At 75.7% G+C, this 16,975-nt stretch carries 16 protein-coding genes; 9 read left to right on the forward strand and 7 right to left on the reverse strand.

Annotated elements, in window-relative coordinates; genetic code table 11:
• Positions 1-147: 147 nt before the first annotated feature.
• The 5 genes from hpf to mtrA form a co-directional block, all read right to left on the reverse strand.
• Entirely contained in the window at positions 148-783 is a 636-nt protein-coding gene (gene hpf, locus ACGF7U_RS30590) for a ribosome hibernation-promoting factor, HPF/YfiA family (RefSeq protein ID WP_393112633.1), read from the reverse strand.
• Between the two features lie 248 nt (positions 784-1,031).
• Positions 1,032-1,736, reverse strand: coding sequence for a ComF family protein (locus ACGF7U_RS30595; RefSeq protein ID WP_393112635.1), 705 nt, complete (start codon positions 1,734-1,736; stop codon positions 1,032-1,034).
• A complete protein-coding gene (locus ACGF7U_RS30600; protein WP_393112637.1) occupies positions 1,736-3,529 on the reverse strand; it encodes an LpqB family beta-propeller domain-containing protein in 1,794 nt (597 codons plus the stop codon). Before ACGF7U_RS30600 ends, ACGF7U_RS30595 begins: the two co-directional genes overlap by 1 nt.
• Positions 3,526-5,310 (reverse strand): MtrAB system histidine kinase MtrB, encoded by a 1,785-nt coding sequence (mtrB, locus tag ACGF7U_RS30605; RefSeq protein ID WP_393112639.1) that lies wholly within the window; start codon positions 5,308-5,310, stop codon positions 3,526-3,528. The genes ACGF7U_RS30600 and mtrB overlap by 4 nt, the downstream gene beginning before the upstream one ends.
• A gap of 12 nt (positions 5,311-5,322) precedes the next feature.
• Entirely contained in the window at positions 5,323-6,012 is a 690-nt protein-coding gene (gene mtrA / locus ACGF7U_RS30610) for an MtrAB system response regulator MtrA (RefSeq protein WP_089001893.1), read from the reverse strand.
• A 198-nt stretch (positions 6,013-6,210) separates the two neighbouring features.
• Here mtrA and ACGF7U_RS30615 point away from each other — a divergent pair, with 198 nt between their 5' ends.
• The 5 genes from ACGF7U_RS30615 to ACGF7U_RS30635 are packed head-to-tail and all read left to right on the forward strand — an operon-like array spanning position 6,211 to position 11,363.
• Positions 6,211-7,053 carry a hypothetical protein gene (locus ACGF7U_RS30615; RefSeq protein ID WP_393112641.1) on the forward strand — a complete coding sequence of 281 codons (843 nt, stop codon included), beginning with the start codon at positions 6,211-6,213 and terminating at the stop codon, positions 7,051-7,053.
• The gene (locus ACGF7U_RS30620; protein WP_393112643.1) at positions 7,050-7,625 is read left to right on the forward strand and encodes a DUF4129 domain-containing protein; all 576 of its coding nucleotides are present in this window, start codon (positions 7,050-7,052) and stop codon (positions 7,623-7,625) included. The genes ACGF7U_RS30615 and ACGF7U_RS30620 overlap by 4 nt, the downstream gene beginning before the upstream one ends.
• On the forward strand, positions 7,622-9,067 hold the full coding sequence (locus tag ACGF7U_RS30625) for a DUF4350 domain-containing protein (RefSeq protein ID WP_393112645.1): 1,446 nt from the start codon (positions 7,622-7,624) through the stop codon (positions 9,065-9,067). The genes ACGF7U_RS30620 and ACGF7U_RS30625 overlap by 4 nt, the downstream gene beginning before the upstream one ends.
• Positions 9,064-10,056, forward strand: coding sequence for an AAA family ATPase (locus ACGF7U_RS30630; RefSeq protein WP_393112647.1), 993 nt, complete (start codon positions 9,064-9,066; stop codon positions 10,054-10,056). Before ACGF7U_RS30625 ends, ACGF7U_RS30630 begins: the two co-directional genes overlap by 4 nt.
• A complete protein-coding gene (locus ACGF7U_RS30635; RefSeq protein WP_393112649.1) occupies positions 10,053-11,363 on the forward strand; it encodes a DUF58 domain-containing protein in 1,311 nt (436 codons plus the stop codon). The genes ACGF7U_RS30630 and ACGF7U_RS30635 overlap by 4 nt, the downstream gene beginning before the upstream one ends.
• Positions 11,364-11,403: 40 nt before the next feature.
• On the opposite strand, the gene ACGF7U_RS30640 is transcribed toward ACGF7U_RS30635, so the two are convergent.
• Positions 11,404-12,393: a stage II sporulation protein M gene (locus ACGF7U_RS30640; RefSeq protein WP_393112651.1), complete on the reverse strand. Its 990-nt coding sequence runs from the start codon at positions 12,391-12,393 to the stop codon at positions 11,404-11,406.
• Between the two features lie 33 nt (positions 12,394-12,426).
• Here ACGF7U_RS30640 and ACGF7U_RS30645 point away from each other — a divergent pair, with 33 nt between their 5' ends.
• From ACGF7U_RS30645 to ACGF7U_RS30660, 4 genes are all read left to right on the forward strand, one after another.
• Positions 12,427-13,587 carry an RDD family protein gene (locus tag ACGF7U_RS30645; protein ID WP_393112653.1) on the forward strand — a complete coding sequence of 387 codons (1,161 nt, stop codon included), beginning with the start codon at positions 12,427-12,429 and terminating at the stop codon, positions 13,585-13,587.
• 75 nt (positions 13,588-13,662) lie between these two features.
• The gene (locus ACGF7U_RS30650) at positions 13,663-14,109 is read left to right on the forward strand and encodes a hypothetical protein (protein ID WP_393112655.1); all 447 of its coding nucleotides are present in this window, start codon (positions 13,663-13,665) and stop codon (positions 14,107-14,109) included.
• A complete protein-coding gene (locus ACGF7U_RS30655) occupies positions 14,106-14,978 on the forward strand; it encodes a tetratricopeptide repeat protein (RefSeq protein ID WP_393112657.1) in 873 nt (290 codons plus the stop codon). The genes ACGF7U_RS30650 and ACGF7U_RS30655 overlap by 4 nt, the downstream gene beginning before the upstream one ends.
• A 13-nt stretch (positions 14,979-14,991) precedes the next feature.
• Positions 14,992-15,159: a hypothetical protein gene (locus tag ACGF7U_RS30660; RefSeq protein WP_393112659.1), complete on the forward strand. Its 168-nt coding sequence runs from the start codon at positions 14,992-14,994 to the stop codon at positions 15,157-15,159.
• Positions 15,160-15,288: 129 nt separating this feature from the next.
• Here the strand turns inward: ACGF7U_RS30660 and ahcY are convergent, their stop codons facing one another.
• The gene (gene ahcY / locus ACGF7U_RS30665) at positions 15,289-16,788 is read right to left on the reverse strand and encodes an adenosylhomocysteinase (RefSeq protein ID WP_393112661.1); all 1,500 of its coding nucleotides are present in this window, start codon (positions 16,786-16,788) and stop codon (positions 15,289-15,291) included.
• Positions 16,789-16,975 lie beyond the last annotated feature (187 nt).

Here is a 16,975-nt window from a genome sequence, read left to right on the forward strand (position 1 = left end):
CGGGGGGGGGGGCGGGGGCGGGGCGGGGGGGGGGGGGGGGGGGGCGCGGTGCGGCCCCCGGGGGGGGGGGGGCGCCCCCCCGCGGGGGGGCGGGGCGGGGCGGGGGGGGGGGGGGGGGGGGGGGGCCCCCCCCCACGGCCGTCGGGATCAGATGGCGAGGGAGATGATTCCGTAGTCGTAGGCGTGTCGCCGGTAGACGACGCTCGGCCGGCCGGACTCCTTGTCCTGGAACAGGTAGAAGTCGTGGCCGACGAGTTCCATCTGGAACAGGGCGTCGTCGACGGTCATCGGCTCGGCGGGGTGCACCTTCTCCCGCGCGATGTGCCAGGGCTGGTCGTGCTCCTCCTCGACCCGTTCGGCGACGGCGGTGGCCGTGCCGGCGCGGGCGCCGTCGGCGGAGGCCCCCAGGGGGACGTCGAGGTCGGCGACCGGCAGGCCGGCGGTGGCGGCGGCGACGGAGAGCGGGGCGTGTCGGCCCCGGTGGACGCGGCGGCGGTCGGCCGCCCGGCGCAACCGGGTGTCGAGCTTGGCGATGGCCGCGTCGAGCGCGCTGTAGAAGTCGTTCGTGCAGGCTTCCGCCCGGATCACCGGGCCCCGGGAGACGCAGGTGATTTCGACGCGCTGGCAGTGGTCCGCCTGGCGGGGATTGCGCTCGTGGAAAAGCTCCACATCGACACGAATAAGTTTGTGGTCGTAGCGTTCGATCTTCGCGAGTTTCTCCGCCACGTGCACCCGGTAATGGTCCGGCACTTCGACGTTACGGCCCTTGACCACGATGTCCATGTGACCTCCCTGGTCGGATGGTCGTTCGATCCGGCATCCGGTCGCTCGCCCCTGGGGGAGGTCCCACTCGGCGTCGACCGGTCAGTACGGCTACGCCTCCTTTCACCGCCGGGGGCGGGTGGGAAGACCTCCTACCCCCGACAGGAAAACGCTAACTCCTGTTCGCCCGGCAGTCACCCCCGGTCGCCGAGCCGGCCAGAAATTTTTCACACCTCATACACCAACGGGTGAAACGGAAACACGATCAGTTACGAACGGTGCCGTTTCTCGGTCGCGGCGAGCACCGCCGCCACCGTCGGTGACAGCCCGCTCGCGGTCAGCGCGCGCCCCACCGCGGCGAGGGTGGCGCCGGTGGTGAGGATGTCGTCGAGCACCACGACCGCCGTACCGTCCGGGGCGGGCCCGACCCGCGGGCGGACCAGGAAGGCGGACTCGGCCGCCGCCGCCCGCCCGGCGCTGTCCAGCGTCACCGAGTCGGGACGGGGCAGCGCGCGCAGGGGCCGCCGCACCCGCACCGACCAGCCCGCCCGGCGCAGCCGGTCCGCGCAGTGGCGGGTCAGCCGGCCGAGGTGGTCGCCGTAGCGGGCACGGGCCGCCGCCGCGGTGTCCGGCACCGGCACCAGCGTCACCGGCCGCGCCCCGCCGACCCCCGCCGCCACCACCTCGGCGAGCAGCGCGCCCAGCGGCCGGGCCAGCCCGTGCCGGCCGTGGTCCTTGTACGCGAGCAGCGCCTCCCGCAGCGGGCCCGCGTACGGGCCGAGGGCGACGCAGGGCGGCAGGTCGGGCGGGGCGGGGGTGGGGCGCACCGCCCGGGGCCGCAGCCCACCCAGCGCCGCCACGCACTCCGGGCAGACGCCGTGCCGCAGCCCCGGCCGGCGTTCCCGGCAACCGGCGCACTCCACGGGCAGCACCAGGTCGGTGAGGTCCGCCCAGAGCGCGCCGAGGTCCGGCATCAGTAGAGGAAGAAGGGGGCGGTCGGGTTGCCGGCGCGCGTTCCGGGCGAGGGCGGCGACACCTGCACCTGCTCCGGCTGGATCCGCTCGAACGGCGCGCTGCTGTACGCCACCCCGTTCGCCTCGTACATGGCCGCGCCGCGCGGCACCTCGGTGTTGGCCGGGTACGCGGCGAGGTGGGTCACCCGGGCGCCGATCTTGTCCTCCACCCGGCTGTCCCGGGCGCCGTCCACGCTGACCTCGTAGACCGCCGGACGGCCGGACTTCCCCGCGAGGATCAGCTTGTCCTCGCCGTACCAGTCGACGGCCGACAGGTCGGTCAACCGGGTGGGCAGCCGACGGGCCGGGCCGAGGGTCACCCCGCCCTCGTTGGCGCTCAGGGCGGCGACGTGGAGCGCGCCGCCGGCGATGACGGCGATCCGGTGCCCCTCGAGCGAGGCGGCCACCGCGGTCACCCTGCCGGGAACGCCGAGCGACACCGGGGTGAGCTGCGCCCGGGCGTCGAAGCGGTAGAGGACGCCGTCGGCGACCACCAAGCCGGCCGGGGCGCCGCCGGCCGTCGAGCGCAGCCAGACCGGCCGGCCGATCGTGCCGTAGCCCTTGGCGCTGCGGGTGAAGACGGCGACCGGGTCGCGGCCGGTGCCGACGGACAGCCACTGCCGGCCCGCGTCGGTGACCACCAGCGCCGCCAGGATCTGGTCGTCGGCGCGGCTCAACCCGGCCGTCACGACGTTCCTGTTCACCTCGGGCGCCACCGGCACCGCCGCGATCGTGCCGGCGGCGTCGGCCAGCGGGTGGACGGCGCCCTCGTAGACGCAGAACCGCTGGAAGCCGTCGCCGATCCGGTACACCGGGTGCGCCTGCCGGTGCGCTTCGAGGTCGGGGATGTCCTTCCGGGGCTGGGTGCGGATCTTGATCTCCAGCGGCCCGTCGACGTCGTCCAGCGACCAGGCGAGCTGCGTGGCGAACTGCTCCAGCCGGACCTTCTCGTCCGGCATCTCCAGGTCGACCTCCCAGCGGCCGTCCGTCCGGGTGGCGTTGTTGATCAGCCGGGTGCCGTCCGGCAGCCCGGTGACCCCGGAGCGCAGCCAGAGGGAGGGACCGGCGGTCAGCCACTTCACCACCTCGCTGACCAGCCGCTCGTCGGGCACGGCGAGGGGCAGGTAGCGCTGGTCCGGCACGAGCCGGGTGCGGTCGGAGGTCCAGAAGTAGATCGTCCGGCTCTGGTAGTACGCCTCCAGCGCGTCGACGCTGAGCAGCAGCACGTTCGGCGGGTTGGCCACGAACAGTCCGGCGTCCACCCGGCCCTCCTGCCCCGGCGGGTTGCGCAGCTCGAAGGAGTACGCCGTGGTGCTCGTCTCCGGCGGGGCCAGCGTGCCGTCGGCGCGCAACTGGCCCACCTGCTGCACCTTGAGCGTGACCTCGGTCCTGTTGTCCGGGGCGTTGACGATGACCGGCTCCTCGGTGAGCCGGACGACGGTCAGCGCGACCTCGCTGCCCTCCTTCACCTGGAGGCGGTCCCGGTCCTCCGGGGCGATGAACTGCCGGACCCGCTGGTAGGCCCGGTCCGGCTCGCCCGCCGCGGCGGAGAGGAAGTTCTTGACGAACTGCTCCTTCTCGCTGCTCGCGCTGCGGTTCGGGGGCTCGCCCCGGACACCGCTGACGGAGCCGGCCTCCGCCGCCGGGCCGGATCCCTCCACCCGCACCTCGGTGTGGTCCGGGATGCCGCAGCCGGCCGCGCCACCCAGCAGCAGCGCGCCGCCGAGCACACCGGCGAGCAGGTGGCGCCTCACGATCCCACCTCCGTGCGTCCCCCGGCTCCCTGCCGCCCCGGCCCGACGGCCACCCCGTCCGTGGCCGGGCCGATCGCGAGCACGCCCCCGCTGCCGGGGCCGATCGCCAGCAGCCCGCCCTCACGGGGGCCGCCGAAGGGCAGGGTGGCATCGGCCGGCACCAGCCGCAGCGGCGAGGTGGTCAACCGGTCGCCGGCCCGGGCCGGCAGGGTGAGCCGGAACTGCGCGCCCTGCCCGGGCGCGCCCCACGCCTCCAGCCAGCCGCCGTGCAGCCGGGCGTCCTCCAGGCTGATCGACAGCCCCAGCCCGGTGCCGCCGGTCTGCCGCGCGCGGGACGGGTCGGCCCGCCAGAAGCGGTTGAAGACGAGCTTCTCCTCGCCCGGCTTGAGGCCCACCCCGTGGTCGCGGACGGTGATCGCGACGGCCGTGTCGTCCATCCCCAGGGTGATCAGCACCGGCTTGGCCTCGCCGTGCTCGACGGCGTTGCCGACCAGGTTGCGCAGCACCCGCTCGACCCGCCGCGGGTCGACCTCGGCGATCACCGGGGTGGTGGGGACGTCCAGCTCGATGGGCACGCCGACCCGCTCGGCCAGGCCGGCCAGCCGGTCGGCGACCCGGTGCACGACCGGCACCAGGTCGGTCGGCTCGGAGTCGAGCATCGCGAAGCCGGCGTCGAAGCGGCTGATCTCCAGCAGGTCGGTGAGCAGCTCCTCGAAGCGGTCCAGCTCGGCCTGGAGCAGCTCGGCGCTGCGCGCCACCGCCGGGTCGAACTCGTCCCGCTCGGCGAAGATCAGGTCGGCGGCCATCCGGACCGTGGTCAGCGGGGTGCGCAGCTCGTGCGACACGTCGGAGGTGAAGCGGCGTTGCAGCCGGGACATCTCCTCCAGCCGCAGGATCTGGCGTTGCAGGTTGGTCGCCATCTGGTTGAACGACGCGGCGAGCAGGGCCAGGTCGTCCTCGCCGTTGACCGCCATCCGCTGGTCGAGCAGGCCGGCGGAGAGCCGCTGGGCGGTGCGGGCGGCCACCCGTACCGGGGTCACCACCAGCCGGGTGACCAGGCCGGCGAGCAGGCCGAGCAGGATCACCAGGGCCGCCCCGGTGGCGACCACCGTCGCGCGGGCATCGGCGGCCGTGGCGTCCTGCCGGGTCAGCGGCACGAGGTAGTAGAGCTCCACCTGACCGAACTTGGTGGGCACGGGCGAGCCGTAGACCAGGTACTTCGTGCGTTCCCCGCCCAGCCGGCCGGTGCGGATCTGGCTGGCCACCTTGCCCCCGGCGACCGTGGCCCGCAGCTCGCGGCTGATCAGCGGCCGGACGTTGACCGCGGGCGAGGACCGCGGCTGGATGAGGCCGGTGTGGCTGTCGGCGGTGAGCGCCACGATCACGCCGGTGGTCTGCTGCGGGTCACCGCCGGCGAGGTAGTTGACCGTGCCGTCGACGGTCTCCTGGAACTGCGCCTCCTGCGGCTGGTTGTAGAGGCCGAACTGCTTCGCCGCGTACGCCGCGCCGCTGTCCAGCCGCACCCGCACGTCGGTCTCGGCGTTCTCGATCAGGATGCTGGTGATCTTGTCGGCGATCAGGTAGGCGAAACCGCCCACCAGCAGGCTGGACGCCACCAGTGTGATGGTCACCACCCGCAGCTGCAGCGACCGCCGCCAGGCCTGGTGCAGCCCCGCGAACAGGCGCGCGGCCCGGCCGCTCACGCCACGCCACAGCTCCCGCGCGGCGACACGCCGGCGCGGGGCTGCCGTCTGAGGGTCCGGGATCGGGGAGGTGGCCACAGTGTGACCAGGCTATCCGGTGCCCGCCTTGTAGCCCACGCCCCGCACGGTGAGGATGATTTCCGGCCGCTCCGGATCCGGCTCGATCTTGGCGCGCAGCCGCTGCACGTGCACGTTGACCAGCCGGGTGTCCGCCGCGTGCCGGTAGCCCCAGACCTGCTCCAGCAGCACCTCGCGGGTGAACACCTGACGCGGCTTGCGGGCGAGCGCGACCAGCAGGTCGAACTCCAGCGGCGTCAGCTTCACCTCCTCGCCGTTGCGGCTGACGGTGTGCGCCGGCACGTCGATGGTGATCTGGTTGCCGGGCGGCCCGATGGTCAGCATCTCGGGGGCGACGTCCTCGCCACGGCGCAGCCGCGCCCGCATCCGGGCGACCAGCTCCTTGGGCTTGAACGGCTTGACCACGTAGTCGTCGGCCCCGGACTCCAGGCCGAGGACCACGTCGACGGTGTCGCTCTTGGCGGTCAGCATGACGATCGGCACGCCCGACTCGGCCCGGATCGACCGCGCCACGTCGATGCCGCTCATGCCGGGGAGCATGAGGTCGAGCAGGACGATGTCCGGCCGGTTCTCGCGGAACGCGGCCAGGGCCCGCTCCCCGTCGGCGACGAAGGAGGGCAGGAACCCCTCGCTGCGCAGGACGATGCCGAGCATCTCGGCGAGCGCGGGGTCGTCGTCGACCACCAGTACCCGGGCTCTCATGGGGTTAATGTTTCCATCCCGTTCAGTTCGGTGGGATCCGCGTCACCCGGCACGGTACTGCCGTGGGACGCCGCCGCCCAGCAACCGACGCCGGCGTCGCCGCCCCGGCGTGCGGGTCCACCCGATCGGACCGCGCGTGTCACCATGATCCCCGCGTGCGCCGTCACGCGCCACCGCCGCCCGTCCCCAGGAGTACGCGTGCCCGACGCCGGCCCGACCGCCGTGCTCCCACGCCGCCCGCTCACGGTCGGCGAGCTGCTGGACTCCGCGGTCCTGCTGCTGCGCGGGCAGGCCCGGGTGTTGGTCCCGCTCGCCGTCGTCCTGGCCGTCGGCGAGCAGCTCCTGCTCTACCCGCTGCGGCTCGCCGCCGACGTCGCGCCCCCGGCCTGGTTCGTGCAGTTCGAGCGGTTCGGCGCGTACTGGCTGCTGCTGGCGACCGGCGCGGCGACCGAGGCGATGATCATCACGCTGCTCGGCAGCCCGGCCGCCCGGGCCGCCGGCGGCGCGCTGTTCGGTCGTGCGGCCGGGCCGCGGGAGGTGCTCCGCCCCGCCGGCGCCCGGTGGGGCGCCACCGTGCTGCTGACCGCCCTGGTCGGGGTGGTGATGTGGGTGGCGGCGCTGTTCGGGCCGGCCTGGTTCGTCGGCTTCGCCCTGCTCGGCGCCGTGGCGCCCGCGCTGGTCGTGGACCGGGTGCACCCACTGCGCGCCCCGCTGCGGGCCGCCACCCTGGCCGTCCGCGGCGGCGGCCGGGCCGGCTGGATCCGCCTGCTCGGCTACCTGGCCTGGTGGATCGTCCGCCTCGGCCTCGGCATCGGCGTCTACTACGGGCTGGGCGCGCTCGACCTGGTCGACCGGGACTGGGCCGCCTGGCTGTCGCTGGCCGTGTGGGCGGGCGTGAACAGCGTCGCCTACCCGGCCCTGGCCTGCCTGGACGCGGTGCTGCATCTGGAGACCCGGATGCGCACCGAGGGGCTGGACATCCGGCTCTCCCGGGCGCGGGCGGGCACGCCGGAGAACGCCCTGCTGGCGGCCGACCGATGAGCTTCAGCCGGTGGTGGACCGAGACCACGGCCGCGCTCGGCGACCACGTGCCCCTCCCCCTGGCCGCGCTGCTGCTGGTGCTCGCCGCGGTGCTGGTGGCGGTCGGCTGGTACGCGTACCCCGCGTGGGTGCCCCGCCGGCTGCCCCGACTGCCCCGGTTGCGTCGCCGCCGCCGGGAGCCCCCGCCCGCGGACGCCCCGGCGCCGGTCGTACCCGCGCCGCGCGAGCCGGAGCTGCCGGCCGCCGCGTACGCCTCCCTCGCGGACCGGCTGGCGGCCGAGGGCAGGTACGCCGAGGCCGTCCGGGAGCGGCTGCGCGCGATGATCCGGGAGCTGGTCGCCCGGCGGCTGCTGGAGCCGCAGCCCGGCCTGACCGTCCTCGAGGTGGTGCGGGCCGCCACGGAGCACCGCCCGCAGGTCGGTCCGCCGCTGAGCGCCGCCGGGGCGGTCTTCTCCGAGATCTGGTACGCCCAGCGCCCCGCCTCGGCCGAGCACGACCGGCGGATGCGGGAGCACGCCGCCGACCTGGACCGGCTGCTGACCGGCCGACCCGAGGACGGGCCACGACCATGAGCGCACAGGTCACCGCCGCCCCGCCGGCCTCCGGGGTCGGCGCCGCACCCCGGCGGCGCCGCCGCCGGCACCGGCTGCTGATCCCGTTGGGGCTGGCCGCCGCGCTGCTGACCACCACCCTGGTCACCCACGCGGTCGACCAGCCCGACGCCGACGACCACGGGTTCCTCTCCCCCGTCGCGACCGGGGACGACGGCGGCAGCCGGCTCGCCGAGGCGCTGCGCGAGCGCGGGGTGACGGTGCGGCGGGAGACGGACACGCTGGCCGCGCTGCTGGCCGCCCGCGACAGCCCCGCCACGCTCTTCGTGCCCGCGCCGGCGCTGCTGCACCCGGACACGGTCGGCGCGTTGCGCTCGCTGCCCTCGGCCACGCGGCTGGTGCTGGTGGACCCGCCGCGGCGGGTGCTCGACGCGGTCCCGCTGGGGATCGAGCCGGCCGACCGCAGGTGGGCCGCGCAGGCGGTGGAGCCCGACGCGCGGGGCCTGCCCTGCCCGATGCCCGAGCTGCGCGAGCTCGGCCCGGTGGCGGTCGGGCTGCAGCGCTACGCGGTCAGCCCGGGCGCGTCCGCGCCGCAGTTCTGCTTCGACGGCGGGCTCGCCCGGCTGCTCCGGATCCCCGAGAGCGTGGTGGTGGTCGGCGCCAGCGACCCGTTCCGCAACGACCGGATCGACGAGTGGGACAACCTGGCGTTCGCCACCGCGCTGCTCGGCGGGGCGGGCCGGGTGGTGTGGCTCGACCTGGACGGCCCGGCGCCGCCGCCGACCTTCGGCTCCGGCGACAGCGGCAGCCCCGCCTGGTCGCCCACGCCGGGCGGCTCCACCGAGTACGGCGGGCCGGGTGGCGGCCGCCCCGGCGGCGAGGGGGACGGCGACGCCGGGCGCGGCGATCCGGGCCGCGGCTCCGACGGTGACGGGGACGGTGACGACTCCAGCGCCGGCGGCTCCGACCCGCCGAACCCGCTCTGGTCCGCCTTCCCCGGCTGGTTCTGGGCGCTGCTGGTCCAGCTCGCCGTGGCCGCCCTGCTGGCCGCCGCCTGGCGGGCCCGCCGGCTCGGCCCGCCGACGCCGGAGCCGCTGCCGGTGACGGTCCGCTCGGCGGAGACGGTGCTCGGCCGGGCCCGGCTCTACGAGAAGGCCGGCGCCCGGGACGTGGCCGCGCGCACGCTGCGCACCGCCGCCCTGGACCGCCTGCTGCCCCGGCTGAACCTGCCGCCGACCGCCCCGACCGCCGAGGTGGCCGCCGCGGTCGCCGCCCGCACCGGCGACGGCCCGGGACGGGCCGAGGAGTTGCTCTACGGCGGCGCGCCCGACACTGACCAGGATCTGCTGGAGCTGGCCCGCGCGCTGGACCGGCTGACCCGCACGGTCGCCCCGCACCCGGCCGACGGGCCGCCACCGACCGCCGCGCCGCACCCGCACCGACCCGAAGGAGACGCCCGGTGACCCGACCCGCCGGAACCGCCGAGCCGCCGACCGCCGGCGCCGCCGACCCCCGTGCCGCCCTGCACCGGCTGCGTGCCGAGGTCGCCAAGGCGGTCGTCGGGCAGGACGCGGTCGTCACCGGCCTGGTGATCGCCCTGCTCTGCCGCGGGCACGTGCTGCTGGAGGGCGTGCCGGGCGTGGCCAAGACCCTGCTGATCCGCACCGTGGCCACCGCGCTCGACCTGGGGTCCAAGCGGGTGCAGTTCACCCCGGACCTGATGCCGGGCGACGTGACCGGCTCGCTGATCTTCGACCCGCACACCGCCGCCTTCACCTTCCGCGAGGGCCCGGTCTTCACCAACCTGCTGCTCGCCGACGAGATCAACCGGACCCCGCCGAAGACCCAGTCGGCGCTGCTGGAGGTCATGGAGGAGCGGCAGGTCACGGTCGAGGGCGACCGGCGTCCGCTGCCCGACCCGTTCATCGTCGCCGCCACCCAGAACCCGATCGAGTACGAGGGCACCTATCCGCTGCCGGAGGCGCAGCTCGACCGGTTCCTGCTCAAGCTCACCGTGCCGCTGCCCAGCCGGGAGGAGGAGATGGGGGTGCTCCGCGCGCACCACGCCGGCTTCGACCCGCGCGACCTGAGCGCCGCCGGCGTACGACCGGTGGCCACCGCGGCCGACCTCGCGGCGGCGCGGGCGGCGGTCGGCCGGGTGCACATGGCCGAACCCCTGTTCGGCTACATCGTCGACCTCTGCCGGGCGACCCGCAGCACGCCGGCGCTGGAGCTGGGCGCCTCGCCCCGGGGCGCGACCGCGCTGCTCACCACCGCCAAGGCGTGGGCCTGGCTGGCCGGCCGGGACTACGTCGTCCCGGACGACGTGAAGGCGGTCGCCCGGCCGACGCTGCGGCACCGGCTGCGGCTGCGGCCCGAGGTCGAGCTGGAGGGCGTCGGCGTGGACGCGGTGCTGGACACGGTGCTGGCCACCGTGCCGACGCCGCGATGACCTGGCGGGCGGCGCTCCTGCTGGCGGTCGGCGCGCTGACCCTGCCGGCCTGGCCGGCGCCGTTCGTCGGCCTGCTCGTGATGACCGCCGTGGTGCTGCTGCTCGTGCTGGTCGACCGGGCGCTGGCCGTGCCGCCGGGGGCGCTCGCGGCGGCCCGGGAGGGTGACCGGGCGGTCCGGCTCGGCGGCACGGCCACCGTCACGCTGCTGCTGCACAATCCCGCCGCCCGTACGCTGCGCGCCCGGGTCCGCGACGCCTGGGTGCCCTCCGCCGGCGCCCGCCCGGACGTCCCGCCGTCGCGGACGGTGCGCGTCGAGCCGGGCGGGACGGCGGCGCTGCCCAGCCGGCTCACCCCCCTGCGGCGGGGCGACCGGCCGGCGGTGACGCTGACCGTGCGCTCGTTCGGGCCGATGGGGCTGGGTTTCCGGCAGCGCTCCGGCCGCCCGGCCACGCCGCCGTGGACGCTGCGCGTGCTGCCCCGCTTCGACTCGCGCCGCCACCTGCCGGAGAAGCTGGCCCGGCTGCGGGTGATCGACGGCACCCAGGTGAGCCGCGGGCGCGGCCAGGGCACCGAGTTCGACACCCTCCGCGAGTACGTGGTGGGCGACGACGTGCGGTCGATCGACTGGCGGGCGAGCGCGCGCCGGGCCGACGTGCTGGTGCGGACCTGGCGGCCCGAGCGGGACCGCCGGCTGGTCTGCGTGTTGGACACGGGGCGCACCTCGGCGGTGCGGGTCGGCGACGAGCCCCGGCTGGACACCGCGATCGACGCCGCGCTGCTGCTCACCGCCCTCGCCGCCCGCGCCGGTGACCGCGTCGACCTGCTCGCCGCCGACACGGCGGTCCGGGCGACGGTGACCGGCACCGGGCGGCCGGCCCTGCTCCCCCGGCTGGTGCACGCCCTCGCCCCGCTCCAGCCCGCGCTGGTCGAGACGGACTTCGACCTGATCGCCGGTGAGCTGCTGCGCCGGCGGAGCCAGCGCGGCCTGGTGGTGCTCTTCACCGCCCTGGAGGCCGGCGCCCTCGGCGAGGGGCTGCTGCCGGTGCTCCCCCGGCTCGCCGCCCGGCACAAGGTGGTGATCGCCGCGACGCACGACCCGGTGCTGACCGCGCTCACCACGGCCGCCCCGCAGCGGCCCGGGGACGCCTACGCCGCGGCGGCGGCCTGGCGGGCGCTGGCCGAACGCGACCGGGTGCGCGCCGCCCTGGGCCGGCACGGGGTGATGGTCGTCGACGCTCCGGCGGGTCGCCTGGCCCCCACCCTGGCCGACACCTACCTGCGTCTCAAGTCCCTCGGCCAGCTCTGACAGCGGTCCCGACGGGTCTGACAGCGAACCGACGGGGCGGTCAGCGGGCAGCGTGCGGGTCGAGGACGTCGTCGCCGGCGGACGGCGCGGCGCCCGCCCGGCGACCGAGGAGCACGACGTACGCCAGGAAGGCGAGCCAGACGGCGGTGCCCACGGCGACGCGGAACGGAACCGGCACCGGCGCGGGGGTCACGAACGCCTCGATGACGGCGGAGACCGCGAAGAGCCCCACCAGGCCCACGGCGACCAGGACGCCCTCGCGGCCCGCCCGCGCGACCGCCTGCCCCCGGGTGAGCTGCGCGGGCGGCGCGATCCACGCCCAACCGGTGCGCAGGCCCAACCCGGCCGCCACGAAGACGCCGGTCAGCTCCAGCAGCCCGTGCGGGGTGATCAGTCCGAAGAAGACGTCCGCCCGGCCGTAGGCCACCATCACCCCGCCGACCACGCCGATGTTGAGCGCGTTCTGCCAGAGCAGGTAGAACACCGGGACGATCAGCACACCGGCGGCGAGGCACTGGGCGGCGAGCCACGCGTTGTGCGTCCAGAGGTGGAAGGCGAAGGTCGGCGCGGCGAACTCGGTGTAGTAGCCGGCGAAGCCCGACTCGACCAGGTCGGCGGCCGCCTCCTCGCCGATGAAGGCGCCCGCCGTGTCCGGGTTGCCCGCCACGAACCAGATGAGGAAGAAGCTGAGCAGGGTGAAGCCGGTCGCCACCCCGCACCACCAGGGCCAGGCGCGGTACACCGCGCCGGGGAAGCCGACCAGCAGGAACCGGCCGACCGCCGCCCAGGACGGCCGGGGACGGCCGGTGAGCCGGGCCCGCGCCCGCAGCACCACCTGGGAGAGCTGGCTGACCAGCGCCGGGTCGGGTGAGCGGCTGCGCAGCACCGAGAGCTGGGTGGTCGCCCGCTGGTAGAGGGCGACGAGTTCGTCGACCTCGGCGGCGTCGAGCCGGCCCCGCCCGGAGAGCTGCTCCAGGCGCCGCCACTCCCCGCCGTGTTCCGCGACGTACGCGTCGAGATCCACCGTCACCCCCGTTCGGCGATCATAGTGTTCACTGTCGGGGTGAGAGCGCAACCACGACCGCCGGCCCGACCCGCCCCGTGGGGCGACGCCGGGCTGGTCAGCGGGGAGGCCGTGGAGCTGGACGTCCGGGCCGCCCGGATCGGCTCCCGGGTGCTCGCGCTGATGCTGGACGTCCTGGCCCAGCTGGCCCTGCTGCTGATGCTGTCCATAGTCGCCGGCGTCGTGCTCGTCAACCTGCCGGCGGCGCTGGTCGACGGGGCCCTGGCCGGTGGCCTCGCGACGGTGGGGCTGGTCCTGGTGCTGGTCGGCTACCCCGTGCTCTGCGAGCGGTTCAACCACGGCCGGACGCTGGGCAAGATGGCGGTCGGGCTGCGCGTGGTCAGCGCCGACGGCGCCCCGGTCGGGCTGCGGCAGTCGCTGACCCGGGCGCTGGTCGGCGTGGCGGTGGAGTGGCCGGGCCTGGTGCTGCCGCTGCTGAGCTGGGTGGCCGGGGTGGCGGTGATGCTGTCCGACCGGCAGGGGCGTCGGCTGGGCGACCTGGTGGCGGGCACGCTGGTCGTGCACACCCGGACGGCGACGGCCTGGCGGCCGGTCCCGACCGCGGTGCCCGTGCTGGTCGGCTGGGCGCACACGCTGGACCTGAGCCGGCTGGACGACGGCCTGGCGCTGGCCGCCCGGCAGTACCTGGCCCGGGTGCACCAACTCGCGGAGCCGGCCCGCGGGCGGCTCGGCCGCGGCCTGTGGGCCGAGATCTCGGCGGTGACCACGCCGCCCCCACCGCCGGGCATGCCGGAGTCGGTCTACCTGGCGGCCGTCCTCGGCGAGCGGCACCGGCGGGCCTGGCACCGGCTGGGTCGTGGCCGGGCCGTCGCCGCGACGCTCTGGCCCGAAATGACGCCCGGCCCACCCGCGCCGCCCTACGCGGCCCCGCCCGGGATCGCCGCCCCGCCCGGGATCGCGGCCCCGCCCGGGATCGCGGCCCCGCCCGGGATCGCGGCCCCGCCCGGGATCGCGGCCCCGCCCGGGATCGCGGTCCCGCCCGGGATCGCCGCCCCGCCCGGCACGATCCGCCCGGCGGTGCCCGGCGCCCGGGCCGCCGGCGACACGCCGGACACCGCGCCGGCGCCGGTCCTGCCGGCCGCACGGCCCGCCGTCGCCTCGTCGGCGCCGGCGGGCGGCGTCCCCACGCCCGGCGCCTGAGCGGCGGCGGGCCGCCGACCGTCGGCCGGCTGTGGCAGGATCCGGCTCGCTCGCCCCTACCGAGACGGGAACACCGTGTCCGACGATCTGTTCACCCCCACCATCGCCCCGGCGGCGTACGAGGCGCGACGCCCGCCGTGGCGACCGCAGTCGCTGATCTTTCCCGCCGTGTTCGGCGGGCCGGCGGCGGCCACCGTGCTGGCCCTGGTCAACGGGCACCGGCTGGCCCTGCCCCGCCGGACGAACCTGGCGGTGCTCGGCGTCGGGCTGGCCGCGCTGGCGGCCCGGCTGGTGGTCACGCTGACGATCTTCGACAACGCGGCCGACCGTCCCGTCCGGCTGGTCGGGGCGCTCTCCGGCGCACTGGTCTGGCTCGCGGCCTCCGCCGCGCAGAAGCGCCGGTTCCGGGCGTACGAGCTGCGCGGGGGCGAGACGGCGTCGCTGTGGCTGCCCGGCATCGGGGCGGTGTTGTTGATCGGCTTCGCCGAGGCCCTGCTCGTCACGCTGGTGGCCGCCGCGTGACCGCCCCGGAGATCCACCTCGCCCGGGTGGCCCACCTGCTGGAGCTGAACCGCCCGGAGCAGGCGCTGGACGAGATGAGCCGGCTCCCCGCCGTCCTGGGCACCAGCCCCGCCGCGTTCCGGCTGCGGACGGCGGCGCTGACCGCGCTGGACCGCTGGGACGACGTCGTCACGGTCGCCCGCCAGGGGCTGGCCGAGACCGGCCCGGACGCGGAACTGCTCGGCCGGCTGGGTCTCGCGCTGCGTCACCGCCGCGAGTTCGCCCCCGCCGAGCGGGCGCTGCTCGACGCGCTCGCCATCGAGCCGGAGAATCCGTGGCTGCTCTGCCAGTACGCCGACCTCTGCTCGGCGGTGGGTCAGACCGACAAGGCGGAACGCCTGGTCGCCCGGGCCGCCGCGATCGTCCCGGACGCGCCGGCCGTCTTCGCCGCCCGATTCCAGCTCGCGTACGCCCGGGGCGACGACCGGGCCGCCGAGCGGATCGCCCGGGAGTTCCTCGGCGTGTGGCCGGGCAACCCGGCGGCGCTCGCCCTGCACGGCGTCGCGGCGGCCCGGCGCGGCCGGGTGGGCGCCGCGCACCGCGCCTTCGGCGAAGCGGTGGCGCACGACCCGACCGACGCCGACTACGCCGAGGCCGCCTGGGAGACCCGGGTGTACGCGCACCCGCTGCTGCTGCCGCTGCGGCCGCTCTACCGGCTGGGGATCCTCCGCACCTGGCTGCTCGCGATCGGCGTGGTCGTGCTGCTCAACCTCGCCGGGCTGGACCTGCTGGCGGGCCTGTTCGGCCTGGCGTGGCTGCTCTTCTGCGTCTGGTCGTGGATCGCCCCGCCGCTGGTCCGCCGGATGGTCCTCGGCCGATGGCGCTCGTGAGCGGGTGCGGGCGGTGGCGCTCGTGAGGGCGTTCGGGCCGTGGCTGGCCGTCCTGGCGGTGGTGCTGCTGCTCAGCGCGCTGCGCCTGCGCACCCTGGCCGCGCTGGTGTCGCTGGCCTGGCTCGCCTGGTGCGTGTGGACCTGGATCCGCCCGGCCCGCCGCCGCTCCCGCCCCGACTGACCGCCGTCCGCCCCCCGCACCCGACCGCCGCCGCTCCCACCGCGACCGGCCGCCCGACCGCGGACCCGGCGAAACGCCGACCGGGCCGGTCCGCTGCTTGCGCGGGCCGGCCCGGTCGATGCGGCGGGCTCAGTACCGGTAGTGCTCCGGCTTGAACGGGCCCTCGACGGAGACGCCGAGGTAGGCGGCCTGCTCCTTGGTGAGCGTGCTCAGCTTCGCGCCGAGCGCCTCCAGGTGCAGCCGGGCGACCTTCTCGTCCAGGTGCTTCGGCAGCACGTAGACGCCGGTCGGGTATTCCTCGGTCTTCGTGAACAGCTCGATCTGGGCGATCGTCTGGTTGGCGAAGGAGTTCGACATCACGAAGCTCGGGTGGCCGGTGGCGTTGCCCAGGTTCAGCAGGCGGCCCTCCGACAGCACGATGATCGCGTGCCCGTCGGCGAACTTCCAGAGGTCGACCTGCGGCTTGATGTTGATCCGCTCCACGTCGGACCGCTTCGCCAGGCCGGCCATGTCGATCTCGTTGTCGAAGTGACCGATGTTGCCGACGATCGCCTGGTGCTTCATCCGGGCCATGTGCTCGTTGGTGATGACGTCGAAGCAGCCGGTGGCGGTGATGAAGATGTCCGCCTGCTCGACCACGTCGTCCAGGGTGGCGACCTGGTAGCCGTCCATCGCCGCCTGAAGGGCGCAGATCGGGTCGACCTCGGTCACCACGACCCGCGCGCCCTGGCCGCGCAGCGACTCGGCGCAGCCCTTGCCGACGTCGCCGTAGCCGAGCACGACCGCCATCTTGCCGCCGATCAGCACGTCGGTGGCGCGGTTGATGCCGTCGATCAGCGAGTGGCGGCAGCCGTACTTGTTGTCGAACTTGCTCTTCGTCACCGAGTCGTTGACGTTGATGGCGGGGAAGAGCAGGGTGCCGGCGCGGTGCATCTCGTAGAGCCGGTGCACGCCGGTGGTGGTCTCCTCGGTCACGCCCTTGATGCCGGCGGCGATCCGGGTCCACCGCTGGCCGTCCTCGGCGAGCGAGCGGTGCAGCAGGCCGAGGATGACCGCGTACTCCTCGGAGTCGGCGGACTCGACCGGCGGGACGGCCCCGGCCTTCTCGAACTCGACGCCCTTGTGCACCAGCAGGGTGGCGTCGCCGCCGTCGTCGAGGATCATGTTCGGGCCCTGCCCGTCGGGCCAGGTGAGCACCTGCTCGGTGCACCACCAGTACTCCTGGAGGCTCTCGCCCTTCCAGGCGTACACCGGGACGCCGGCCGGGGCCTCCGGGGTGCCGTCCGGCCCGACCACGATCGCGGCGGCGGCGTGGTCCTGGGTGGAGAAGATGTTGCAGGACGCCCAGCGGACCTGCGCGCCGAGCGCGACCAGGGTCTCGATCAGGACGGCGGTCTGGATGGTCATGTGCAGCGACCCGGTGATCCGGGCGCCAGCGAGCGGCTGGGCGTCGGCGAACTCACGACGGATCGCCATCAGGCCGGGCATCTCGTGCTCGGCGAGCTGGATCTCCTTGCGCCCGAACTCGGCGAGCGACAGATCCGCCACCTTGTAGTCGCCCTCGGCGAGGGTGCTCGGCCGGGCCTCGGACGGCGTTCCGCTGGCGGACGCCGGGAGGGTGCTGGTCATGGAAGCTCCTGTCGGACGATGTGCTGCGCGACCCTCACCTTACGCGCGCGGGCCGATGCCGAAGGGACCGGCCGGTGAAGAGAGCAGGAAGACAGAAGCGGACAGCGCACGGGGCGGTCGGTCGTGAACGGACTTGCCGTCCACCAGCCGCCCGCCCCGTGCATCCCCCCGGTTTGGATCCCTCGCG

It is taken from the genome of Micromonospora sp. NPDC047670, from assembly GCF_043204915.1.
Classification (GTDB): Bacteria; Actinomycetota; Actinomycetes; order Mycobacteriales; family Micromonosporaceae; genus Micromonospora.